A 23184-nucleotide genomic window follows, 5' to 3' on the forward strand; every position below is an offset into this window, starting at 1 on the left:
AAGCAATGAAAAAGTATTTGACCGTTTTTTTAGCTCTGGCCTGTATGGCAAGCTTGGCTGCCTGTGCCGGCCGGACAGCGCAGAAGGACAGCGGCACACCAGATAATGCCGAGGTTCCCGAGGATCAATTTGTCATCAATATTGTCTGTCAGGATAAGGATATCGATCAGATCTCATATGCTGCCTATGTGGACGGAGAACGCCGCAGTATGGGCAGGCAGGCTGTTTTGGAGAACGGAAAGGACACCACGTACACCTTTACGCTGAGATTTTCTCCCGATGATTTTGAGGAGGGAGACGACGTATCCCAATTTTCCATTGCTCTGTCCCCGTTCAGGAAGGGAGAAAAAGAGAGCGTGGATACCACAGAGCCGGTAGCCATCCCGATAGAGTATGGAAGCGCGTGTGCGATGACCCTCTTTGAGGATGGCGGCCGCTACACGGCAGAGCTTCTGGAGACATAAACAAACCGCCGCCCCACAGGGGGCGGCGGTTTGCTCTGTTCCGGCTAAAGCTTAAAATCCTCTTCGTTCAGGTTGGCGGTGCTCAGCTTCGCGGGGCGGGGGGGCACCCGTTTCAGCGGGTCATAGCGGAAGGCTCCGCAGTGGGAGCCGGCGGACATAACGCCCTTTTTGGGACAGACGATCTGCCCCGGGTCCAGCTCACGCCCCCGGGCGCAGTAGGCGCATCGGGGCTCAATCGCGGTCTGAAACAGTTTTATGGCGGCGCACCCCTTTCTTTTGGTTTGACTGTGACCATTATACCATAGTCCGCCGCCCTTTGCCACTGTTTTTTTGCACTACCCAGACGGTTAGGGCCAAAAAGGCCAGCCATACCCCCCAGGCGGCTGCGGCGGACAGAGTGAGGGCTCTTTGAAAGTCCAGCTGAGCGATGGCCTCGGTCTGCTCGGCCAGGTAGAAGGAGGCGGGGCTGCTTGCGGGGAACAGCCGGAACAGCAGGGAGGCCAGCCCGGCGGAGATGGCGCCGTGGAGCAGCTTGCCTGTGAAGTAGGTCCCCATGGACAGACCGCTGTCCCCCAGAAAGGCCAGCACCTGGCAGTGGACGGACACCCCCGCCCAGCCCAGCATAAAGGCCGCCATAGACAGCCGGCCGGACAGGGTGCCGTCGGTGAGGGATGACACCCCGGAGGACAGCTCCACCAGCCCGGTGAGCAGCCGCTCCGCCCAGGTCCGGTCCATCCCCAGAGGGGCCAGGAGGGCGGACAGCAGCCGGGCGGCGGCGCCCAGAACGCCGGCGTAGGCCAGGATGCGCAGGAACACGGTAAAGAACAGGACGAAGGCGCAGATGTTCAGGGTGGACTGAAGGGCCCCGGTGACCGAGTGGGTAAAGGCTCTGGGGAAGCTGGCGGTCTGGAACTGGGCCCCCACACGGCGGCTGGTCCGGGGGCCCTCGCCGGGCCTGTAGAACCGGAACAGAAGTCCCACCGCCAGAGAGGCCAGCAGGTGGGCCAGGTAGAGCAGCAGCCCCGCCGCTCCGCTGCCGAACACCCCGGCCCCCACCACCCCCAGAATGAAGGCGGGGCTGCTGTTGTTGCAGAAGGCCAGCATCCGCTCTGCCTCGGTGCGGGAGCACTGGCCGTTTTCATACAGCTGGATGGCCGTCCGGGCCCCTACGGGGTAGCCCCCCACAAAGCCCAGGGCCAGGGCGGCGGCGCAGCTGCCGTTGACCCGGAACAGGGGAGCCATCACCGGCTCCAGCAGCTTTCCCAGATACCGGGACATGCCCAGCTCCACCACCAGAGAGGACAGCACGAAGAAGGGGAACAGGGAGGGCAGGATCACGTTGCCGCACAGGGCGATGCCGTCCCGCATAGCCCCTATGGCCTGCTCCGGCCACAGCACCAGAGCCAGAGTGGCCCACAGCAGCCCCGCACCCAGCAGGATATCCCGATACCGCGCCTTGCCCACAAGCCTTCCCATAGCCGTACCCCTCCCTGAAAAAATCCTCTTTGAGGATATGCGGGGAGGGGAGATTTCTTGCCTGTCCCATGGCGGGAGGGAAAAACCCGCTCCCGAAGAAAACACTGGTATTTTTCCCGGGCTTGTGCTAATATAGTATTAAGTATAGTATTAAGTGATTTTATGGGCTTTTGGCCCGTTTAAGGGGGTACAACCTTTTGACCTATTTTATGTCTGTCATTCTGGGCTTTGTTCAGGGCGTGGCCGAATTTCTGCCCATCTCCAGCTCGGGACACCTGACCCTGTTCCAGCACTTCTTCGGCATGGAGGAGCCCGACCAGCTGTTCAACGTCCTGCTCCACTTCGCCACCCTGCTGGCGGTGTGCGTGGTCTACTGGCGGGACATCTGGGAGATGATTGTGGAGTTTTTCTGCTTCTTTGGCGACCTGTTTTCCCACAGAAGCTACCGGGGCAACCCGCCCGAGGCCAGGCGGATGGTGCTGCTCATCATCGTGGGCACCCTGCCCCTGTTCCTGGTGCTGCCCATTGAGGACAGGGTGGAGGCCTTCGGCAATAATCCCCTCTTTGTGTGCGTGGCTCTGCTAATCACCGGCTGTATCCTGTTTCTCTCCGATCAGATGGCCCGGGGACACAAGACCGCCCGGAATGCCACCCTCCTGGATGTGCTGATTGTGGGTGTGGCTCAGGGCTGCGCCACGATTCCGGGGCTGTCCCGCTCGGGCTGCACCATCTCCGCCGGCATGGTCCGGGGCTTTGACCGGAAATTTGCTGTGAGGTACTCCTTTCTCATGTCCCTGCCTGCCGTGCTGGGGGCCACCCTCCTGAAGGTGCTGGACGTGATGGAGCTGGAGGGGGGCGTCCCTAAGGAGAACCTGCCCAAGTATCTGCTTGGCATGGCCGTGGCCGCGGTGGTGGGATACTTCTCCATCCAGCTGGTCAAGCTGCTGGCCGACAAGGGCCGGTTTGGCTTCTTTGCCTTCTACTGTTGGGGAGCTGGGGCGCTGTTCATCCTGCTGAACATCATGGGCTGGAGCTTTGTGCCCACAGCTTCCCCGATGTAAGATAAGGCCCCCTTCGCGGAGGGGGCTGGCACGGCGAAGCCGTGACTGGGGGTTTTCTCCCCAAAAGACAGATGGGCCTCGATTGAGGAAAACCCTCCACCACCGGGCTCTGCCCGGCGGTTCCCCTCCCTTTGCGAAGGGAGGCTTTTATCCCATGGAAAGGAAGTTTACATAATGGCGACACAGAAGAAAACAGGGGGGAGCCGGGCCGCGTCCAGCGGGGGAAGCCGCTCCTCCTCCAACACGGGGGGCCGCCGGGCCGCGCCCAAGGGAAAGGGCCGTCAGGCCCCGCCCCCCAAGCAGCCCTACCGCCGGGAGATCGGGGGAGCGGTCTGCTTCCTGCTGGCCATCTTCGCCGGCCTGGGCTACTTCAACATGGAGGCCATCTTCATCGACCTGTTCTGCGGCCTCATCAAGAGCCTGCTGGGCTATGGCTTCTGGCTGACCCCGCCCGCCCTGGCGCTGGGGGCCTACATCCTGGTGTTCCACCGGGGCAGGCCGGTGCGGCTGCGGCTGACCTGCGCCCTGCTGCTGCCCCTGATCTTCTCCTGCTTCTTCCATGCCCTGCTGGCCCAGCCCCTGGAGTGGAACGCCCAGCTGTGGGGGAGCCTGCTGGAAAGCGGAAAGGCTTTACAGTCCGGAGGGGCGCTGGGGGGCGTGCTCGGACAGGGATTTGTCTCCCTGTTTACCAGGTTTGGGGCGGCCATTGTCTTTCTTCTGCTGGGCCTGCTGGCGGGGCTGGCCGCCTTCAACCGCACGGTGGTGGATGTGGCCGACTGGGTGCTCAGCCGGCCACAGTATGAGTATGAACCCAGGGCCGAGCCTGCCCCCAGGCGGGAGCGGAAGAGAGAGCGGGAGCCACGCTATGAGGAGTCCGTTCAGCAGCCCGCGTCCCGGGCGGCCTCCCGCTCCTCCATCGACATCCCGATGGAGGAGGACGGCCCCCTGGTGGACAGGATGCCCACCAGGGAGGAGAAGCGGAAGAAAGGCTTTTTCAACCGCACCCCCCGGGTGCCCACCCCCGACCAGCTGCTGCGGCCCAAGGAGGCGGAGGAACCGGAGGAGATTGTCTCTGAGCCGGAGGAACAGAGGACGTCTATTGTGGGTCACACCCCGACCATGGACCCCAGCTTTCCCGTCATCTCCAAGCCGGAGCCCATTACCCATCCGGGCGGCCCGTCTGCGGGGGCAGATGTTATCCGCCCGTACAATGCAGATGCACTGCCGGAGCAGCAGGCGGATGCCGTCGGCCTCCAGGATGGGGACGGGATACCGGGAGAGCGGGGGAGTGAGGTCCATTTCCAGGGTGCAGGCGCACCGAGGGGAGAACGTGCGGATGGTATCCGCCCCCATACCCCCCCGCCGGAGGCCCCGCTGCCTCCCCTGCCGCCCACACCTCCGGTGGTGCGGATGAATGGCGGCCAGCCGGCCACCGCTCCGGCAATGGAGAAGGTGACCGCGAAGGAGGCGGCCGTCCAGGCCGCACAGGTGGACCAGGAGATTCAACAGGCGATGGATCAGGGGGTGCCGCCCTACCAGTATCCGCCTCTGTCCCTGCTCAAGGAGGGCGGGGGAGAGATCGGCGGACAGGCCCTGGGGGAGCTGAACGCCAACCGCCAGCGGCTGGGGGACACCATCCACTCCTTCGGCATCGACGCCAACATCGTCAACGTGGTCCGGGGACCCTCGGTGACCCGGTATGAGCTGGCCCTGGAGCAGGGGGTCAAGCTGAACAAGCTAACCAACCTGGCCGACGACATCGCCCTGGCCCTGGGGGCTGCGGGGGTGCGTATCGCCCCCATCCCGGACAAAATCTCGGTGGTGGGCATCGAGGTGCCCAACAAGGTGGTCTCCCCGGTGAGCATTCACGAGGTAATTGGCTCCGCCAGCTTCACCGGCAGCAAGTCCAAAACCTCCTTCGCCGTGGGCAAGGACATCAGCGGACAGGCCATCATCGGCGACATCGGCAAGCTGCCCCACCTGCTCATCGCCGGCACCACCGGCTCGGGCAAGTCGGTGTGTACCAACACCATCATTACCTCTCTGCTCTATAAGGCCACCCCGGAGGAGGTCCGCCTCATCATGGTGGACCCCAAAATGGTGGAGCTGGGCATCTACAACGGCATTCCCCACCTGCTGATTCCCGTGGTCACCGACCCGAAGAAGGCCGCCGGGGCCCTCCAGTGGGCGGTTACCGAGATGATGAAGCGCTACCGCACCTTCTCCGAGGTGGGGGTGCGCAAGCTGGAGGAGTACAACGCCCTGGCCGCCCGGACGGAGGGCATGGACAAGATGCCCGCCGTCGTGGTCCTGATCGACGAGCTGGCAGATTTGATGCTGGTGGCCGCCAAGGAGGTGGAGGAGTCCATCTGCCGGGTGGCTCAGATGGGCCGCGCCGCCGGGATGCACCTGGTGATTGCCACCCAGCGGCCCTCCGCCGACGTGATCACCGGCCTGATGAAGGCCAACATCCCTTCAAGAATCGCCTTCGCCGTGGCCTCCGCCATGGAGTCCCGGATCATTCTGGACACCCAGGGCGCCGAGAAGCTGGTGGGCCGGGGAGACATGCTCTTCGCTCCTCTGGGGTCCGGAAAGCCCACCCGGGTTCAGGGCTGCTTTATCTCCGACCAGGAGGTGGCCGCTGTGGTGGACTTTGTGAAGAAGAACAGCGGCGCCGCCCAGTATGACAACACCGTGATGGAGGAGATCGAGCACAACGCCGCCGAGAAGGACAAGGGAAGCAAGGGCGTGGGCGGCTCCGCCCCGGAGGACGTGGACAGCGAGTTCGACGAGCTCATCGACGCCGCCGCCGAGGTGGTGGTGGAGACGGGCCAGGCCTCTGTGTCCATGCTCCAGCGGCGGCTGAAGCTGGGCTATGCCCGGGCTGCCCGGCTGGTGGACCAGCTGGAGGAGAAGGGGATCGTAGGCCCCTTCGAGGGCTCCAAGCCCCGGCAGCTGCTCATCACCAAGGAGCAGTGGCAGGAGCTGAAATACCGCCAGGGTGTCACCCCCCCGGGCGGCGCGGCCGCAGCCCCCCCTCCGGCGGAGGACGCGCCCCTCGCAGGGGACGTTCCCCCCTTCGACGTGGACGACGCCCTGGACCGGGCGGAGGAGGATACGCTGTGACAACAGATGAAGTATTCGGAGAACTGGACTTTGACGACTGCGGCTATTGGAACGGCCATTTGAAGCTGGATTTTTTGGGGGAGAATCAGGAGATCGGCCTGATGATCGACTCGTGCAACGAGAGCCAGACCGAAATCTCCCACTGCCAGCGGGAGACCTGCCGCGCCTTCCTGGAAAAGTGGCCGGAATTGCAGTGGGCTGTTGTCAAGGAGATCATCCGCTACTACAACGAGGAGGAGCGCTTTGCCTACGGTCCGGACGACCCGGAGGAGTTCGCCGCCTGGTGGCCCGAGATCGAGACGGTGGAGGAGATGTGCAAATGGATTGAGCTGGAGACGGTGGTGATTGCGTCGGACAGCATCATGGAGGATGTTTACGACGGAAGGTGCTGCCTGTATCTGCTCTTCAACCGCAAGTGGGCAGAGGAGGATCTCAACGATAACGGGGTGGGTATCCGGCTGCTGGACGAGGAGATCGACGGGACCAGATTTAAAGATATTGCCTTTTAGGGAAACGCCAAAAGCCTCCTTTTGAAAGGAGGTGCCCCAGTGGGCACACTGGGGCGGAGGATTGCATTTTGGCGAAGCCAAAATATGCGAAGCAAATGAGGTTTTACAAACTTGGGTTTACTGCGTATGTTTTGCTTCGCAAAAGGCAATCCTCAGTCAGCCTGCGGCTGACAGCTCCTTTCAAAAGGGGCCTTGCCCTGTGGGGGATGAGAGTTTGTTTCAGGAGAGAGATCGTATTATGACCGAACAAAACCGGCAGCGAGCAGTCCGCCTTTTTGTGGCGGTGCTGGCCCTCACCGCCCTGGCCAACGGCCTGGGCAGCAGCATCTTTTCCAACTACTTCAACGAGGTCTTTCACATCGACTCCGTCCAGCGGGGGTTTATTGAGATTCCCCGGGAGAGCCCCGGCATCCTGTGCATGGTGCTGGTGGCCGCCCTGGGCTTTCTGGGCAACCTGTGGATGGCGGTGGCGGCCCAGGTCCTGGTGCTGGTGGGGCTGATTGTCATGGGCTGGCTGTCTCCCGGCTACGGGACCATGCTGGTCTTTCTGTTCATCCACTCTCTGGGGATGCACTTCTTCATGCCTCTCAACGATGCCATCTCCATGGACCTGGCGGACAAGGACAAGGTGGGGACTACCTTTGGAAGGTTCAAGGGGGTCACCACCCTGTTCAGCATGATCGCGGCGGTGATGGTCTTTTTCGGCTTTCGGACAGGCTTTTTCAGCTTCCAGTCCGGGACCATCCTGCCCTTTGCCCTGGGCGCCGTCTGCACCGCCGGGGCGGTGGTCCTGCTGGCGCTGATGGCCCGGCTGATGCTCCGGCAGGGCGCGGTAAAGAACCACAGGCTGCTCTTCCGGAAGCGGTACATGCCCTATTACATGGTTACACTGGCCTATGGCTGCCAGAAGCGGATCAAGATTGTATTCGCCCCCTGGGTCATCATCAACCTGCTGGGGCAGGGGGCGGACACGGTGGCCCTGCTCACCATTGTGGTCCACCTGGCGGGCACCTGGGCCGCTCCGTTCATCGGAAAAATGCTGGACAGGCTGGGCGTGAAGCGGATGCTGTGGGTGGAGGCCGCCTACATCGCCGTCTCCTTCGCGGCCATGGGCCTGCTGGCCGGGATGCTGGCAGGGGGGACCTTCGACCTGGGAGACCCCCTTACCTGGCTGGTCTTTGGGGTCTATGTGCTGTGCGTTCTCTTCGAGCAGTTTAACATAGTCCACTCCTATATGATGCGCGCCATCGCCCTGGACCCCAGCGAGGTCACCCGCACCCTGTCGGTGGGGCTAAGCGTGGACCATGTGATGGCCATCATTGCCTCCCCCATCATGGGCCTGATCTGGAACGCCTGGGGAGTGGAGTTTGTCTTTTACCTGGCGGCCCTGTCCGCCCTGCTCCAGGTGGCGGCGGCAGCCATGACCGAGGGGCGGCCCTGAGCCGAAATATTTCATTTATATTAAATTTTACTAAAACCCTTTACAGCGGAAGGGTTTTGGAGTAGACTAGACACAGACAGCCTCCCGACTTGGAGGCAAGTAGGAGGAAGCAATATGGACGAGATGGACTATACCCGTAAATTCAGCCTTGGAGACCAGCGGGATATGGAGATCAAGGCCATTTTGACCACGGTCTATCAGGCCTTGCAGGAAAAGGGTTATAACCCCATCAATCAGATCGTGGGCTATATTCTGTCCGAGGACCCCACCTATATCACCAATCACAACAACGCCCGGGCCCTCATCCGCAAGGCGGACAGGGACGAGCTGCTCCAGACACTGGTCAGGTACTACCTGACCCACTAAAGCATGGCCACAGCGGCCCGCCCACCGGCGGGCCGTTTTTGCTGTAGGCGTGACCGCCACCGGGCACGCCGCCTGAAACGGATAAAACGGCGGGCCGTCCCGCCCTGCATTTGGGAGGAGCACATATGAACATCCTGGTCAGCCACTGCTTTTTGGGGGAGCCCTGCCGGTATGACGGGCAGAGTCGCCTGGACCGGCAGATCATCGAACTGCACCGGGCGGGGCATAACCTGATCCCAGTCTGCCCGGAGGTGCTGGGCGGGCTGGACGTCCCCCGGCCCCCCGCCGAGATACAACCGGACGGCCGTGTCCTCACCCGGGACGGCCAGGACGTCACCGCCGCCTATCGGGCGGGGGCGGAGCGGGCCCTGGAGATCGCCAGGGAGAACGGCTGTACCGTGGCTATTTTAAAGGCCCGGTCCCCCTCCTGCGGCAATGGGGAGATCTACAACGGCGCCTTCACCCACACCCTCACCCCCGGCTGGGGGATTGCCGCCCGGTTGCTGGCCGACGCCGGCATCGAGGTGATGGACGAGGAGCATTTGCAGGCGTCGCTGTACCTGTAGGGGCAGATGATATCCGACCCTGGAGCACCGGCGGGCCGAGTCGTCCCGCCCTACAACGCCGGCCCTTAAAAATCCATCGAAAACGGTCTGACGATAAAAAATTTAGAACCGGCTCACCCCGTATGAAAGACCTCCCCTCGGAAATACTGGAAACAGTATACCGGGCGGGAGGTTTTGTCAGTCATGCAGCACAAGGTAGAGATATGCGGGGTCAACACATCCAAGCTGAAGGTGCTGAAGAGCAGTGAAACCCAGGCGCTCCTGCGGAAGGCCAAGGCGGGAGACATGCAGGCCCGGGAGGAGTTGATTTCCGGAAACCTGCGGCTGGTGCTGTCGGTGATCCAGCGCTTCTCCAACCGGGGGGAGAACGCTGACGATCTGTTTCAGGTGGGGTGCATCGGGCTCATCAAGGCCATCGACAACTTCAATACCGAGCTGGACGTGAAATTTTCCACCTACGGGGTGCCCATGATCGTGGGGGAGATCCGCCGCTACCTCCGGGACAACAGCACCATGCGGGTGTCCCGGGCCATGCGGGACACGGCCTATAAGGTCCTCCAGGCCAAGGAGGCCTATATGGCCCAACACCAGAAGGAGCCCACCGTGGAGGAGATTGCCAAAATCCTGGGCATCAAGCGGGAGGACGTGGTCTTTGCCCTGGATGCCATCCTGGAGCCGGTGTCCCTCTATGAGCCGGTGTATTCCGACAGCGGGGACAACGTGTGCGTCATGGACCAGGTGAAGGACAACAAGAACAACGACGAGATGTGGGTGGAGCGTATCGCCCTCAAGGAGGCGGTGGGCCACCTCACCGAGCGGGAACGGAAGATTCTCTCCATGCGCTTTTTTCAGGGCAAGACCCAGATGGAGGTCTCCGCCGAGATCGGCATCTCCCAGGCCCAGGTCTCCCGGCTGGAGAAGAACGCCCTGCGGCAGATTCGGAAGGAGATGTGAGCAAAGGGACTCTCCTGTCCCACCGCAGTGGAACAGCCTTCCAGCAGGAAGGCTGTTGAAAGTCAATCAAGAAAAGACCGCCCTCTTTTGGGGGGCGGTCTTATGTCAACCAAGCGCTACATCTAAAATCATCATAATGAGAAACCCGGCCATGACCCCCAGAGTGCCCGAGTGGCCCCCCTGGGACAGGTTGGCCTCAGGGATCAGCTCCTCCACCACCACATAGAGCATGGCCCCGGCGGCGAAGGACAGCAGCCAGGGGAGAACCAGCTGGACCGTCCCGGCCACCAGCACGGTGAGCAGGGCAAAGACGGGTTCCACCACCCCGGACAGCGCCCCGATGAGGAAGGCCTTCCCTTTTTTCATCCCCTCCTGATACAGGGGCAGGGAGATGGCCGCCCCCTCTGGAAAGTTCTGGATGCCGATGCCGATGGCCAGGGCGGTGGAGGCGGTGAGGAGGGCGGTGTCGCCGTTCTGGGCGGCCAGTGCGAAGGAGACGCCCACCGCCATCCCCTCGGGGATGTTGTGGAGGGTGACCGCCAGCACCAGCAGGGCGGTACGGCTGGGACTGGTCCCCCGGTGAAAGGACTCCGGTCCGAAGTGGGGGAGGAGGAAGTCCATCAGCAGCAGAAAGACGATGCCTAGAACGGAGCCTCCGGCGGCGGGAAGCCAGGCCGTCTGGCCCAGCTCCTCCGCCTTCTCAATAGCGGGGATGAGCAGCGACCACATGCTGGCCGCGATCATCACGCCGGCGGCAAAGCCCAGCATCACCCGATGCAGCGCCCCGGAGGCCTTGCCCCGGAACAAAAATACCACAGCGGCCCCGAGGGCGGTCATCAGAGCGGTGAAGCCCGTACCCCCGGCGGCCCAAGTAAGTGCCTGTAACACGATGTATGAACCCTTTCTGAAAGACTCGCAGGCATTTGCCTGTACGGTTGCTTCCAGATTAGGCTATGTATGAGGAGGGGCAGAGGTGTCTGTAGGGCGCGCCGTCCGAGTATACGGAAGAATCTGGAAAAACAGGCCGCAGGGCCCTCACATCACCAAAAACACCCTTGCCATCCAGTACCCGATGGCCATGCAGCCGGGGAAGGTGAGCACCCAGGCCAGGGCGATTTTTCCGGCGGTAGCCCAGTCGGGGCGGCTTCCCCCGGTGGAGCCCACCCCCAGCAGGGCGCAGGTGCGGGTGTGGGTGGTGGAGACGGGCAGGCCCAGCAGGGTAGCCCCCAGCAGGCAGGCGACGCTGCCCAGATCGGCGGCCAGCCCTTCCCGGGGCCCCAGAGAGACCATCTCACGGCCCACAGTGTCGATGATCCGCTTTCCTCCCATCAAAGTGCCCAGAGCCATGAACAGTGCGCACAGGATCATGAGCCACAGAGGGATTACGAAGGTCCCCTCGTCCGCCCGGCCCTGGGCCAGGGCGGCCCCCAGCAGAAAGACGCCAATGAACTTCTGGCCGTCCTGGGCCCCGTGGAGGAAGGAGGCTGCGGCCGCCCCAGGTAGCTGTGCCAGGCGAAGTGTACGGGGAGAAGCCTTTACAGGCTTGAGGCGGCGGTAAGCGGCCCGTCCGGCCCAAAAGCCGGCGGCTGCGGACAGGAGCAGGCCCAGCCCTACTTTGGCCCAGCAGCCCCAGCGGATGCAGGAGAAGGAGCCCTCCAGGGCCACCGCCGCCCCGGAGATGCCGGCCACCAGAGCGTGGCTCTCGCTGGTGGGAATGCCGAAAAACCAGGCCAGCCCGGCCCACAGAACGATGGCCGTCATGGCGGCGCACAGAGCGGTGAGGGCGGCCCTGGGCCCGCCGCCGAAGGAGGCGATGGAGTACACCGTCTCGGCCACCGAGGCGTTCACCGAGGTGACGCACAGCACCCCCAGAAAGTTGCACACCGCCGCCAGCACCACCGCCGGCCGGAAGGGGAGGGCCCCCGTCACCACCGCCCCGGCGATGGCGTTCGGGGCGTCTGTCCAGCCGTTGACCAGCAGGACGGCCAGGGTCAGCAGAACCGTCCCGAGCAGGGCGGGGTTTTCCACCAGCTGGCGCAGAAAATCGACAAAAGCGAGGGGCATGGACAACACCTCCATGCCCCAGCTTATGCGGCTGCGGCGCCGCGCAGTACGGGGATTGCCTCTTTTTCTTGAAAGAAAAAGAGGCAAAAAGAACCTTGGAAAAAACTTCGTTTTTTCTCCGTTGAACCAGCAGGCCCTCTGTTTGCGAAGAGGAAAAACGCAGTTTTTCCAGAAATTTTTTCTTTTGGTTCTTTTCTTTTTCAAAAAAGAAAAGAACTTCCCCCTGGCGGCGGGGCGTGGCGCTCCCGGCCCGGGTCCCGAGGGGCGGAGGCGGGGGCGATGGCTCCAGGGCCATACTTGGACCGGATGGCGTCCATGGCGCCCTCCAGCCTCTCCAGCCGCCGGCGCTTTTCCTCCTGGCCGGCGGAAAACAGGTCCAGCTGGGCGCTGGCCTCCATGGCGGGGATGAGATAGATGGCGGTGACCGTCAGGGCCCGCACCGGGGCGGACATGTTCCAGCAGCTGTCCACCAGGGCCGCCGCCGCCTGGGTCAGCTCCCGGGCCAGATCGGTGGGCGGGTCCAGCCGGGTCTGGCGGCTGATGTCCCGGAAGCTGGGGTCCCGGATGGAAAGGGAAATCCCTTGACACTTCATAGAGTGCCTGCGCAGCCGGACCGCCACCTGGTCAGCCAGCTGGGCAATGCCCGCCCGGATCTCCTCCCGGCCCTGGAGGTCGTTGGGAAAGGTGTATCCGTTGCCGATGGACTTGGGGGGCGTGTACTGTCCGGCGGGCGCCACAGGGGAGCTGTCCTCGCCGCAGGCGAAGCTGTGGAGCTGAGCGCCATTTTTCCCCAGCAGGGTGTACAGCTGCTCCCGGTCGAAGGCGGCAAGCTGGCCGATGGTGCGGATTCCGAACTGCTCAAAGGTCCGTGCCGCCGCCCGGCCCACATAGAGCAGGTCAGTGACCGGGAGGGGCCAGACCAGCTCCCGAAAATTTTCCCGGGTGATGACGGTGGTGGCGTCCGGCTTTTTATAGTCGCTGCCCAGCTTGGCGAACACCTTATTGAAGGACACCCCCACCGAGATGGTCAGTCCGAAGCGGCCGCGCACCTCGCTCCGCAGCTGGTCGGCCAATATTTTGGCATCCCCACCGAAGAGGTGGAGGGTGCCGGTGACGTCCAGCCAGCTCTCGTCGATGCCGAAGGGCTCCACCAGGTCGGTGTACTCCTGGTAAAGGGAATTTACTTTACGGGAAAACTCCTGGTACAGACCGTGGTGGGCGGGGAGGAGGGTCAGGTCGGGGCACTTCTTCCTGGCCTGCCAGATGGTCTCCGCGGTTTTGACCTGGAAGGCCTTGGCGGGCTCGTTTTTGGCCAGAATGATCCCGTGGCGGCTGTTTGGGTCGCCGCACACCGCCACCGGAAGATGGCGCAGCTCCGGGTGGGACAGCAGCTCCACCGAGGCATAAAAGCTGTTCAAGTCGCAGTGAAAAATGACCCGGTCCATGGCCGCACCCTCCTTTGCTGCCATTATACAGCAGTGCGGAGAAAAAGTCAAACTTTTGTTCTAATTTTTTCTTGACAATTTTTGCTGTGTTTGATATAATGCAGACATTCAAGATACGGAAATTGGGTGCGGCATATGTTTGGATGGTTCAAGAAAAAGAGTGGGGAGACCTCTGTGGCCCAGCCGGTGCAGAGCGTGCCGGAGGCGGGTATCTCTCTGGAGGAGCGCGTTCTGCGCCAGGTGGTGGAGCTGGTGCCCGGCGCGGCGCTGGAGGGGGAGAAGCTGCGGTTCCCCCATTGCGGCGGGTTGACGATGCGGGTGGAGTTTCCCGACCTGGACGGCCCCAAGTTTCGCATGGAAGCCATTCTGGAGCACCCGGATTTCTTCGGTCCTCTGGTGGAATCCACCGCCGGGGTGGCCGACCGGGACGAGGACAAGGCCCGGTACGCCGCCCGGCAGATCGTAGACTCGGTGCTGGACGCCCTGCTCCCCGCCCTGCGGGGCGAGGGGGAGCCGGAGCCTCCAGTGGAGCTCTGGGGGAGGACCCACCGCTTCAAGGCCAGCGTCTCCGGCGTACTGCTGACCAACGCCCAGGAGCCGCCGGAGGGGCGGGATTTGTGGAGCCGGATGGCGAAGGCGGTGCTGGGCTGTTTGGGCAGCCAGAAGGTCTACTGGGTGAAGCTCTATGCGGCCCACTTGGGCGGCGGAGACACCTCCTGTGAGGTGCGCATCAACGGCTGGATTGTCCCCGAGCTCACCGAGACCATGGTTCAGCTGGCCAAAAGCTGGCCGCTGGAGGGTGCGCCGGTGAAGATCGCCAAGCAGTACATCGTCCTGGTCCAGGACGGAGACACCGCCTGCCCCTACACCTGGAGTCAGGTCAAGGACCTGACCCGGCAGGCCATCCGCCTGTTCGAGAGCGGGGCGAAGTATGACCAGATTCGGGAGAAATTGGAAAAATCCGCCCCAGACCCCTCCCTGGCGGAGGACGTGTTCGGCTTCCTGCCCGAGCTGATGGCCCAGGTGGTCTGGCCGCAGGTGAAGGTGACCAGCCAGTTCAGCATCAGCCGGCACGGGCATGGGCAGACCTCGGTCTGGTTTACCCAGTGCCGGGCCTGGGCCCCGGTGTACAGTGCCATTATGGACCACTTTCAGGAGGACCGGCCCGGCAAGGACCAGATCATGTCCATCGCGGGCACCAGCGCCATGCTCCACGCCCTGAACAACGCCGTCAATAATGGGAGCAAGCTGGAGGACCTGATGATGTCCCAGGCCTTTATGGTCTCGGAGCACTATCAGCTGTGGTAATGGAATATATCCCTGCCAGGCACCTGCTCCACCGGAACAAGTCCACTGAGTGGTTCGGCGCCGACCACACTATGAATATCTATCGGGGCTGCTGCCACGGCTGTCTCTACTGCGACAGCCGCAGCGCCTGCTACCAAAATCCGGATTTCGACCGGGTGAAGGCCAAGGCGGACGCCCTGCGCATCCTCCGGGACGACCTGGCCCGGAAGGTACGCCCCGCCTTTATCACCATGGGCTCCATGAGCGACCCCTACAACTCCTTTGAGAAGGAGCTCCAGCTCACCCGCCACGCGTTGGCGCTCATTGATGCCTACCAGTGCGGGGTGGCGGCAGCCACAAAAAGCGATTTAATCACCCGGGACGTGGACCTGTTTCTGATGATTCAGGACCACTCCCCGGTGATCTGCAAGCTGACAGTTACCACAACGGACGACGCCCTGGCCGCTAAAATCGAGCCCCACGCGCCCCCGCCCAGCCGCCGCCTGGCAGCCCTGGAGGAGCTGTCCAAAGCGGGGATTTTCTCCGGAGTGCTCCTCATGCCCGTCCTGCCCTTTGTGGAGGATGTGCCGGAGAACGTCCTGGCTGTGGTGGACAGCGCCGCCCGGGCGGGGGCGAGGTTTGTCTACGCCGCCTTCGGGGTCACTATGCGGGAGGGCCAGCGGAATTTTTTCCTAAACGGTCTGGACCGGGCCTTTCCCGGGATGGGGGAGAGGTATCGGAAGCGCTATGGCTCCCGCTACTACTGCTCCAGCCCCAGGGCGAAGGAGTTGTGGGAGTTGTTTTCCGCCCGGTGCCGGGAGCTGGGCCTGCTGTATGAGATGAAGCACATTGTTTCAGTTGCTACCCGGAGCTATGAGGACCGGCAGCTGAGCTTTTTTAACGAATGATCGGGATACAGAACTCACATAGATGCTCCGCGATTTTTGGGGAAGAATAACGTTCGATGATCGGTTTTGTATTGTCAATGGACAAGGTGAGCTGTCCAATATTTTGCCAAAAGGATGATACGCCTTGCTGTGTATGCTGAACTTCAAAGACAGCGTATGTTCCGTCATCAATGCTGCGGGTGGGAAGGGGAATGGCTGCATGTGCAGGGACGATCAGGCCGACATCATATCTTAATTGTTCCGCAGGTATGATGGCCGGGTTATCCAGCGGGATACCCAATATGGTGCTTTTCTCGTGAAATAGGCCGTGTTGCGCTAAAAAAGCCTTCAAATTCTCCATTAGCTGACGATTTTCGGGTCCGTATGCCCCAATGCGGCGCATATAGGCTATGGTAATGCCCTGAAATGTCTCGAATTTCAAATGAATTGCCTCCAAATTATATTTAATTTTCTGGCCAGATAAGTTGATAATACAGGCAATTAAAATGAATTTCAAGCATTTTTTAAATAAAACAGGCCCGCCCCGGAGGGCGGGCCTTTGACTTGGAAAATTACTTTGCCAGAACCTTCTTCAGGCGGGCGAAACGAGGGAGCCCCTGCTCGGTGGGGGCCTTGGCATCGCCCTGGATGAGGGGCAGGGCGTAGTCGATGAAGGCCTGTGTCACGCCGTTGTGCTCGGCGTTGATCCACTCCAGGGGGACCTTCTTCTCGAAGTTGGCCACCTCGGACAGGTTGAACAGCTTGGTCTCGCACTTATAGCCACCATCCCGAGTGCAGACAAAGCCCACCATTTTGTCGGTCTCGCCGGACACGGCGGCCTCCACGGCGGTCTTGCCGGCCAGGAAGGACTCGTCGATGTCGGTGCGGGAGGCCACATGGGCGCCGCAACGCTGGAGCAGGCTGAGCTCGATGCCCCGGACCTTGGCGCCGGTCTTCTCCTTGACCACGCTGGCCAGCAGAGCGGCCAGACCGCCCAGCTGAGCGTGGCCGAAGCCGTCGGTGGCGGAGGTCTTGGCCTCAGAGACGAAGGAGCCGTCGGCGTAGTGGATACCCTCGGAGACGGCCACGATGCAGTTGCCGTTGGCCTTGAAGATGCGGTCTACATCGGCCAGGAACTTGTCCATATCGAAGTCCACCTCGGGGAGGTAGACCAGGTCGGGGGCGCACCCCACCACGCCCGCCAGGGCGGCGGCCCCGGCCAGCCAGCCGGCGTGACGGCCCATGATCTCAATGATGGTCACCATGCCGGTGTCATATACCCGGGCGTCCTTATACACCTCGGCGCAGGAGGTGGCAATATACTTGGCGGCGGAGGCAAAGCCGGGGCAGTGGTCGGTGCCGAACAGGTCGTTGTCGATGGTCTTGGGCACGCCCATGATGCGGCACTCATAGCCAACCTTCTGCATATATTTGGAAATTTTGTTGCAGGTGTCCATGGAGTCGTTGCCGCCGTTGTAGAAGAAATAGCGCACGTCGTACTTCTTAAAAATCTCCAAAATGCGCTTGTAGTCGGTGTCGTCGGCGTCGGGGTCGGCGATCTTGTAGCGGCAGGAGCCCAGCTCGGAGGAGGGGGTGTTGAGCAGCAGCTCCAGCTCCTTGGCGTCCTCCTGGCCCATGTTGTACAGCTTGTCGTTGAGTACGCCCTTGATGCCGTGGGCCGCACCGTAGACGGCGGTGATGTCGGGGCAGTCGAGGGCAGTGCGGATGACGCCGTAGGCGCTGGCGTTGATGACCGAGGTGGGGCCGCCGGACTGACCGATAATCAGGGCGCCCTTTAATGTGTTGCTCATGTTGATTACCTCCAAATTCAAAATATCCTTTGTGGAATGGGTAATATTTTTAGCAGGGATATTATAGCAAAAACTTCTCCCATTGTAAACGGGAAGAATAGCTGACTTTGTCTTGAATTACGGGGCAAGAGGTAGTAAAATCACAGGGAAAAGAGGTGGAAATTATGAGCGATATGATGGTATTTACTGACAGAAAAAAATTTAGAGAGTGGCTTCAGGCATACTGCCTGTCCAGCGGCGGTATCTGGCTTTTATTTGGTAAAGCCGGCGGGCCGAAAACGGTAACGGCGGGGGAGGCACTGGAGGAGGCGCTGTGCTTTGGGTGGATCGACGGACAGATGAAAAGCATCGACAGCAAAACCTACAAAAAATACTTTTCCATGCGCCGGGAGAAGAGTAAATGGTCGGAAAAGAACAAAGCGTTGGTCCAAAGCTTGGAGGAGCGGGGGCTTATGACTGAGTTCGGCCGGCAGAAAATAGAAGAGGCGAAAAAGAACGGCCAGTGGGACGCGCCAAACCCCATGGCGGTCACCGAGGAGCAGATTTCCGCTGTATCCGCGCTGCTGGAGGGGCATGAGCCCGCCTGGACAAACTTCCAGGCCATGCCCCTGTCGGTCAGGAAAACCTACACCCGGGCGTATTTCGACGCCAAGACGGCTGCCGGGCGGGAAAAACGGATCGCCTGGATGGTGGACCGGCTCAACCAAAATCTGAGGCCGATGTAACCGTTCACAAATCCCACAAAAGCAAAGTCTGTCCGGCGGGAGTTTTTAAATTTTACTGCCCTGATTGAAAATGAATAGGGTTTACACTTGCTGCCTAATCTGCTATAATAGATTCAGCAGTTCAACCAAATCGTGCCAATGAAAGGAGATGCTATTATGTCGGATAAAGAATTGGTCACTATGACAATCGAGCATTATGGTGATTTGCAGCGAATCAAACAGGCGAATGGCGATTATGAAAATCCGGCCCTTGACTACGTGCTGAAGCTAACCATTGCGAAGCTGTCCTCTCTGGGCGTGAATGTTGAGGATATCACGCTGAACTGACACTGAATTTCTTCACAAATCCCACAAAACTCCTGCCTGTCCGGCGGGAGTTTTTTCCCGGTTGTATGTTGCAATCCGGGGAAAATGTGGTAAAATAAAGGAGACTTAATTATTAAGGAGGTTATTCCTATGCCCCTTGTTACTTCTACAGAAATGTTCAAGAAGGCCTATAACGGCGGTTACGCCGTGGGCGCCTTCAACGTCAACAACATGGAGATCATCCAGGGCATCACTGAGGCCTGCCGCGAGGAGAAGGCCCCTGTGATTCTCCAGGTCTCCAAGGGCGCCCGGGCCTACGCCAACCGCACCTATCTGGTGAAGCTGGTGGAGGCCGCTGTCATTGAGTGCCCCGAGATTCCCATCGTGCTCCACCTGGACCACGGCGACAGCTTCGAGACCTGCAAGTCCTGCATTGACGACGGCTTTACCTCCGTCATGATCGACCTGTCCTCCAAGCCCTTCGCCGAGAACATCGAGGGCACCAAGAAGGTGGTCGAGTACGCCCACGACCACGGCGTGGTCGTTGAGGCCGAGCTGGGCGCTCTGGCCGGCGTGGAGGACGACGTGAACGTCTCCGCCGAGGCCTCCCACTACACCCGCCCCGAAGAGGTGGAGGAGTTTGTCTCCAAGACCGGCTGCGACTCCCTGGCCATCGCCATCGGCACCAGCCACGGCGCTTACAAGTTCACCGCTGCCCAGTGCACCCGCAATGAGAAGGGTGAGCTGGTTCCCCCTCCGCTGCGCTTCGATATCCTGGATGAGGTCGTGAAGCGCCTGCCCGGCTTCCCCATCGTGCTCCATGGCTCCTCTTCCGTGCCCCAGAACTACGTGAAGATGATCAACGAGAACGGCGGCAAGATGCCCGACGCCGTGGGCATTCCCGAGTCCCAGCTGCGCAAGGCCGCTGAGAGCGCTGTCTGCAAGATTAACATCGACTCCGACCTGCGTCTGGCCCTGACCGGCACCGTCCGTCAGTACTTCAACGAGCACCCCGACCACTTCGACCCCCGGCAGTACCTCAAGCCCGCCCGCGCCAACATCAAGGAGCTGGTCCGCCACAAGCTGGTGGACGTCTTGGGCTGCAACGGCAAGGCCTAACTCATCCGCGTTTAAAAGGGAGCGCTTCGGCGCTCCCTTTTTCTGCACCTGAAAAGAGAGGATGGGGCGGGGGAGAGGTGGTATACTTGAGTACAAGGAGTGGATATTTTTATGGATTGGCTGAAAGACTGGAATCAGGCGCTGGACTGCCTGGAAGAGAATCTGGAGGGGGAGCTTCAGCTGGAGGAGCTGGGACGGCTGGCCGGGTGCTCCGCCTACCACTTTCAGAGGATGTTTTCCTATCTGGCCGGAGTGCCCCTGAAGGAGTATGTCCGTCGGCGGCGCATGACCCGGGCGGCGGCCGACCTGCGGGATGGGGAGCGGGTGCTGGACGTGGCGCTGCGCTATGGCTACGACTCACCTACGGCCTTCAACCGGGCCTTTCAGGCGATTCACGGCGTGGCGCCGTCCATGGCGAAGCGAGATGGTGTAAAGCTAAAAGCCTTTCCGCGCATCCGCTTCAAATTTGTACTCAAGGGAGATACAGAAATGGAGTATCAGATTGTCAGGCGGGAGGCGTTCCGCATTGTGGGCTTCCGCACATCTCTGCCGGTGGACACGGAGGAGAGCTTTCAGATTGTCCCCAGGTTTTGGGGGGAGGTGGGACCCCGGCTGGGGGAGCTGATTCCTATGATGGACCTTGAAACTCCTGGAGTGTTAGGCGTAAGCACCTGTCACCGGGAGGAGGAAAATTACTACTACATCGCGGTGGCGTCTTCTGTGCCAGTTCCGCCAGAGATGTATGAATGGACCGTCCCTGCCGCCGAGTGGGCGATTTTCTCTGGACAGAGTCAGGACCCCATAGCCATCCAAGAGCTGCAAAAGCGGATTGTAACCGAGTGGCTGCCCGATTCCGGCTACGAGTGGGCGCAGGCCCCGGATGTGGAGGTCTATCTGAGCCAGCCCGGAGCGGAGGAGCAACAGTTCCAGGTCTGGCTGCCTGTCCAGAGGGCAACCGGTAAATAAAACCTAGTTTTTGTTGACCGTACACCCCTGCGAAAGCTATTTTGCAGGGGTGTTTCAGGCCATGTTAACTTTAGTTGACAGATTTCCAGGGGCATTTGGTTGACGGCACAGGGGTGAATCTGCTATGGTGGAGGCAGATAAAGGAGGTTTTCCCTATGAATTTTGCGGAGCATTTGATGTCCCTGCGGAGACAGCGGGGGTGGTCCCAGGAGGAGCTGGGTAATCAAGTCGGCGTCACCCGGCAGACAGTCTCCAAGTGGGAGATGGGGCAGAGCACCCCGGAGCTGGAGAAGCTGGTGGAGCTGTCCCGGCTCTTTGGCATGTCGATCGACCAGCTGGTAGGCCTGGAGGCGGCGGGGGAGCGGCCGGACTCCTGGGAGGTGGCTGAGAAGCCGGCAAGGGTATGTACCTGGGGCACATTATATGAGTACATCAGTCCTGTAAAGGTGTTTGGCCTGCCGCTGATTCACATCCGTTTTGGTTTTGGGCCCCGGCTGGCTAAAGGGATCATCGCCATCGGCAACTGCGCTGTGGGGGTGGTGGCCGTCGGCGGCTGCTCCCTGGGACTGCTCTCCTTTGGAGGCGTCAGCCTGGGCCTGCTGCTGGCCCTGGGAGGATGCGGCCTCGGACTGTTCGCACTGGGCGGACTGGCCGTTGGGGGCTTTGCGGTGGGCGGATGTGCTGTGGGGCAGTGGCTTGCTATTGGCGGCGGGGCCTTTTCCAACTACCTGGCCATTGGCGGCGGAGCCTGGTCCAACGGGCTGGCCATCGGCGGCTCCGCCTTCGGACATGTGGCGATAGGGACCAATGAGGCCCAAGGGACGTTTGCCTATATTCGGGAGCAGGGCTGCCACATTGAGGACGTCTGGCGCACAGTAAAATCGGAGCTTCCCCACATGTGGGGCTGGGTCAGAGATGTGATTCAGTGGGCGCTGGGCTGACAGGCACTTTCCCTTGTCCATCCGCATAATATAAGGGAAAACAAGGAGGTTTTCCCTATGACTTTGCGCCCCTATAACCGCCAGGCAGCGGTGGCCTACGCCCACCGCTGGGCCTACCACCGGAACCCGGATTTTTACAGCTTCGACGAGCTGGGAGGCGACTGCACCAACTTCGCCTCCCAGTGCCTCTATGCCGGCGCCGGGGTGATGGATTGCACTCCCACCTTCGGCTGGTACTACAACAGCCAGTACAGCCGGGCCCCGGCCTGGACGGGAGTTCAGTATTTTTACAACTACCTCACCCGGAGCAGGGAGCGTCCCGGCCCGGTGGGCCGGGATGTGACGGTAGATCAGATTCAGCCCGGGGACTTTGTCCAGCTCAGCTTCGGGGCCGGCTTTGCCCACAACCCGGTGATTGTGGCGGTAAACAGCCCGCCCCTGCCGGAGAACATTCTGGTGGCCGCCCACACCGACGACGCGGACTACCGGCCGCTGTCCACCTATCCCATCCGTGACATCCGTTTCATCCACATTTTAGGGGTAAATTCTTGACCGGCGCTGCCTTTTTGTGGTAGGATGGCTCCATAAAGAGGAGGGGCGAAGTGATGCGGCAGCTGAAAAAGGCCTATCTGGAGATTACCAACGTGTGCAATCTGTCCTGTGATTTCTGCCCAAAAAACAGGCGCAGGGCGGGTTTTTTGTCTCTGGAGGGCTTTCGTGTGCTGGCCGGGAGGCTTCGGCCCCATACGGCCTATCTCTACCTCCACCTGATGGGGGAGCCCCTGCTCCACCCCCAGCTGGCCGAGATTTTGGAGATTGGGGCGGACCTGGATTTTCGGGTGATGATTACCACCAATGGGACCCTGCTGCCTGAGCAGGGCGGACTGCTGTGTGCCAGTCCGGCGGTGGAGAAGGTGAGCGTCTCCCTTCACTCCTTTGAGGGAAATGAGGGGGACGGGCTGGACCGCTATTTGGAGCAGTGTATCCGGTTTGCCAAAAGGGCCGGGGAACAGGGGAAAAAATGTGCCCTGCGCCTGTGGAACCTGGACGGGGCGGACATAAAAGGCGATAACTGTCTCAACGGAAGGATTTTGGCCGCGTTAGAGAAAGCCTTTCCCGGGCCATGGAGGGAGGGGCGCCAGGGGACGACCTTGGCTTCCAACGTCTTTCTGGAGTGGGGGAAGCGGTTCAGATGGCCTGACCTGTCCGCCCCGGAGCAGGGGGAGCAGTCCTTCTGCTACGGCCTGCGAGACCAGGTGGGCGTACTGTGGGACGGGACAGTGGTGCCCTGCTGCCTGGATCATGAGGGGGATATCCCCTTGGGGAACCTCTATACACAGACGCTGGAGGAAATTTTGGACAGCCCTCGGGCCCAGGCTATTTACGACGGCTTTTCCCGGCGGAGGGCTCAGGAGGAGCTGTGCCGCCGGTGCGGCTTTGCCCGGCGATTTCAATAGAAGAAGAGAGAGGTCCTTGTTGGACCTCTCTCTTTTTTGTCAGCCTCTGCCGTTGTTTTGAGGCTGAAGCTTGTCGAAGGCGGGGTTGGTGAGATAGACGTTCCGGGCGTCCATCTTCTCCTTGCACAGCCGCAGACATTCGCCAGTGCCAACAGGATAGAATGGGGGAGCGGAGCTGCTGACAAATAAAAAATAGCGTTGCGCCATCTGCGG

General features: G+C 61.1%; 25 protein-coding genes. 17 read left to right on the plus strand and 8 right to left on the minus strand.

Translation table 11 applies throughout. From position 1 onward, the window contains the following. Positions 1-5: 5 nt before the first annotated feature. Entirely contained in the window at positions 6-464 is a 459-nt protein-coding gene (locus D1641_RS07450) for a hypothetical protein (RefSeq protein ID WP_160664247.1), read from the plus strand. Between the two features lie 44 nt (positions 465-508). Here D1641_RS07450 and D1641_RS07455 read toward each other — a convergent pair whose 3' ends face one another. Both D1641_RS07455 and D1641_RS07460 read right to left on the minus strand, forming a co-directional pair. Continuing rightward, positions 509-787 (minus strand): hypothetical protein, encoded by a 279-nt coding sequence (locus D1641_RS07455; RefSeq protein ID WP_347707398.1) that lies wholly within the window; start codon positions 785-787, stop codon positions 509-511. Beyond that, the gene (locus tag D1641_RS07460) at positions 759-1940 is read right to left on the minus strand and encodes a nucleoside recognition domain-containing protein (RefSeq protein WP_160664249.1); all 1182 of its coding nucleotides are present in this window, start codon (positions 1938-1940) and stop codon (positions 759-761) included. The genes D1641_RS07455 and D1641_RS07460 overlap by 29 nt, the downstream gene beginning before the upstream one ends. Before the next feature lie 197 nt (positions 1941-2137). On the opposite strand from D1641_RS07460, the gene D1641_RS07465 reads away from it, so the two are divergent. From D1641_RS07465 to sigG, 7 genes are all read left to right on the plus strand, one after another. Beyond that, positions 2138-3001: an undecaprenyl-diphosphate phosphatase gene (locus D1641_RS07465; protein ID WP_243149307.1), complete on the plus strand. Its 864-nt coding sequence runs from the start codon at positions 2138-2140 to the stop codon at positions 2999-3001. A 174-nt stretch (positions 3002-3175) separates the two neighbouring features. Then, the gene (locus D1641_RS07470; RefSeq protein ID WP_160664251.1) at positions 3176-6127 is read left to right on the plus strand and encodes a DNA translocase FtsK; all 2952 of its coding nucleotides are present in this window, start codon (positions 3176-3178) and stop codon (positions 6125-6127) included. After that, positions 6124-6636 (plus strand): hypothetical protein, encoded by a 513-nt coding sequence (locus D1641_RS07475; protein WP_160664253.1) that lies wholly within the window; start codon positions 6124-6126, stop codon positions 6634-6636. The genes D1641_RS07470 and D1641_RS07475 overlap by 4 nt, the downstream gene beginning before the upstream one ends. Before the next feature lie 238 nt (positions 6637-6874). Next, positions 6875-8077, plus strand: coding sequence for an MFS transporter (locus tag D1641_RS07480; RefSeq protein WP_160664255.1), 1203 nt, complete (start codon positions 6875-6877; stop codon positions 8075-8077). A gap of 114 nt (positions 8078-8191) precedes the next feature. After that, positions 8192-8443 carry an IreB family regulatory phosphoprotein gene (locus D1641_RS07485; RefSeq protein WP_160664257.1) on the plus strand — a complete coding sequence of 84 codons (252 nt, stop codon included), beginning with the start codon at positions 8192-8194 and terminating at the stop codon, positions 8441-8443. Between the two features lie 125 nt (positions 8444-8568). Beyond that, on the plus strand, positions 8569-9009 hold the full coding sequence (locus D1641_RS07490) for a DUF523 domain-containing protein (RefSeq protein ID WP_160664259.1): 441 nt from the start codon (positions 8569-8571) through the stop codon (positions 9007-9009). 183 nt (positions 9010-9192) lie between these two features. Beyond that, positions 9193-9963 carry an RNA polymerase sporulation sigma factor SigG gene (gene sigG, locus D1641_RS07495; RefSeq protein ID WP_160664261.1) on the plus strand — a complete coding sequence of 257 codons (771 nt, stop codon included), beginning with the start codon at positions 9193-9195 and terminating at the stop codon, positions 9961-9963. 105 nt (positions 9964-10068) lie between these two features. Here the strand turns inward: sigG and D1641_RS07500 are convergent, their stop codons facing one another. The 3 genes from D1641_RS07500 to D1641_RS07510 all read right to left on the minus strand — a co-directional run bounded on the left by D1641_RS07500 (position 10069) and on the right by D1641_RS07510 (position 13472). Continuing rightward, positions 10069-10800 (minus strand): ZIP family metal transporter, encoded by a 732-nt coding sequence (locus D1641_RS07500; protein WP_201757287.1) that lies wholly within the window; start codon positions 10798-10800, stop codon positions 10069-10071. A gap of 198 nt (positions 10801-10998) precedes the next feature. After that, positions 10999-12027 carry an inorganic phosphate transporter gene (locus tag D1641_RS07505; RefSeq protein ID WP_160664266.1) on the minus strand — a complete coding sequence of 343 codons (1029 nt, stop codon included), beginning with the start codon at positions 12025-12027 and terminating at the stop codon, positions 10999-11001. A gap of 200 nt (positions 12028-12227) precedes the next feature. Continuing rightward, positions 12228-13472: a DNA polymerase IV gene (locus D1641_RS07510; RefSeq protein ID WP_160664268.1), complete on the minus strand. Its 1245-nt coding sequence runs from the start codon at positions 13470-13472 to the stop codon at positions 12228-12230. 135 nt (positions 13473-13607) lie between these two features. On the opposite strand from D1641_RS07510, the gene D1641_RS07515 reads away from it, so the two are divergent. Next, a complete protein-coding gene (locus D1641_RS07515; RefSeq protein ID WP_160664270.1) occupies positions 13608-14780 on the plus strand; it encodes a DUF6348 family protein in 1173 nt (390 codons plus the stop codon). Further along, positions 14780-15667 (plus strand): radical SAM protein, encoded by an 888-nt coding sequence (locus D1641_RS07520; protein ID WP_160664309.1) that lies wholly within the window; start codon positions 14780-14782, stop codon positions 15665-15667. Before D1641_RS07515 ends, D1641_RS07520 begins: the two co-directional genes overlap by 1 nt. Here D1641_RS07520 and D1641_RS07525 read toward each other — a convergent pair. Both D1641_RS07525 and D1641_RS07530 read right to left on the minus strand, forming a co-directional pair. Continuing rightward, complete coding sequence (locus D1641_RS07525; protein ID WP_160664272.1) at positions 15657-16088, minus strand: GyrI-like domain-containing protein; 432 nt, start codon at positions 16086-16088, stop codon at positions 15657-15659. The genes D1641_RS07520 and D1641_RS07525 overlap by 11 nt on opposite strands. Before the next feature lie 130 nt (positions 16089-16218). Then, the gene (locus D1641_RS07530) at positions 16219-17457 is read right to left on the minus strand and encodes a 6-phosphofructokinase (RefSeq protein WP_160664274.1); all 1239 of its coding nucleotides are present in this window, start codon (positions 17455-17457) and stop codon (positions 16219-16221) included. A gap of 164 nt (positions 17458-17621) precedes the next feature. Between D1641_RS07530 and D1641_RS07535 the strand changes: the two genes are divergently transcribed. The 7 genes from D1641_RS07535 (at position 17622) to D1641_RS07560 (ending at position 22971) form a co-directional block, all read left to right on the plus strand. After that, positions 17622-18182 (plus strand): YdeI/OmpD-associated family protein, encoded by a 561-nt coding sequence (locus D1641_RS07535; protein ID WP_160664276.1) that lies wholly within the window; start codon positions 17622-17624, stop codon positions 18180-18182. A 156-nt stretch (positions 18183-18338) separates the two neighbouring features. Beyond that, the gene (locus tag D1641_RS19140; protein ID WP_201757282.1) at positions 18339-18509 is read left to right on the plus strand and encodes a hypothetical protein; all 171 of its coding nucleotides are present in this window, start codon (positions 18339-18341) and stop codon (positions 18507-18509) included. Between the two features lie 129 nt (positions 18510-18638). Then, positions 18639-19607 carry a class II fructose-1,6-bisphosphate aldolase gene (gene fba / locus D1641_RS07540; protein ID WP_160664278.1) on the plus strand — a complete coding sequence of 323 codons (969 nt, stop codon included), beginning with the start codon at positions 18639-18641 and terminating at the stop codon, positions 19605-19607. Between the two features lie 111 nt (positions 19608-19718). Next, complete coding sequence (locus D1641_RS07545; RefSeq protein WP_160664280.1) at positions 19719-20573, plus strand: GyrI-like domain-containing protein; 855 nt, start codon at positions 19719-19721, stop codon at positions 20571-20573. A gap of 155 nt (positions 20574-20728) precedes the next feature. Further along, positions 20729-21514 (plus strand): helix-turn-helix transcriptional regulator, encoded by a 786-nt coding sequence (locus tag D1641_RS07550; RefSeq protein WP_160664282.1) that lies wholly within the window; start codon positions 20729-20731, stop codon positions 21512-21514. Positions 21515-21571: 57 nt separating this feature from the next. Next, the gene (locus D1641_RS07555) at positions 21572-22066 is read left to right on the plus strand and encodes an amidase domain-containing protein (protein ID WP_160664284.1); all 495 of its coding nucleotides are present in this window, start codon (positions 21572-21574) and stop codon (positions 22064-22066) included. Between the two features lie 53 nt (positions 22067-22119). Continuing rightward, a complete protein-coding gene (locus D1641_RS07560) occupies positions 22120-22971 on the plus strand; it encodes an SPASM domain-containing protein (RefSeq protein ID WP_160664285.1) in 852 nt (283 codons plus the stop codon). Between the two features lie 39 nt (positions 22972-23010). On the opposite strand, the gene D1641_RS19145 is transcribed toward D1641_RS07560, so the two are convergent. Then, positions 23011-23178: a hypothetical protein gene (locus D1641_RS19145; protein ID WP_201757283.1), complete on the minus strand. Its 168-nt coding sequence runs from the start codon at positions 23176-23178 to the stop codon at positions 23011-23013. Positions 23179-23184: the final 6 nt, after the last annotated feature.

It is taken from the genome of Colidextribacter sp. OB.20 (genome assembly GCF_009911595.1).
Lineage (GTDB): Bacteria > Bacillota > Clostridia > Oscillospirales > Oscillospiraceae > Lawsonibacter.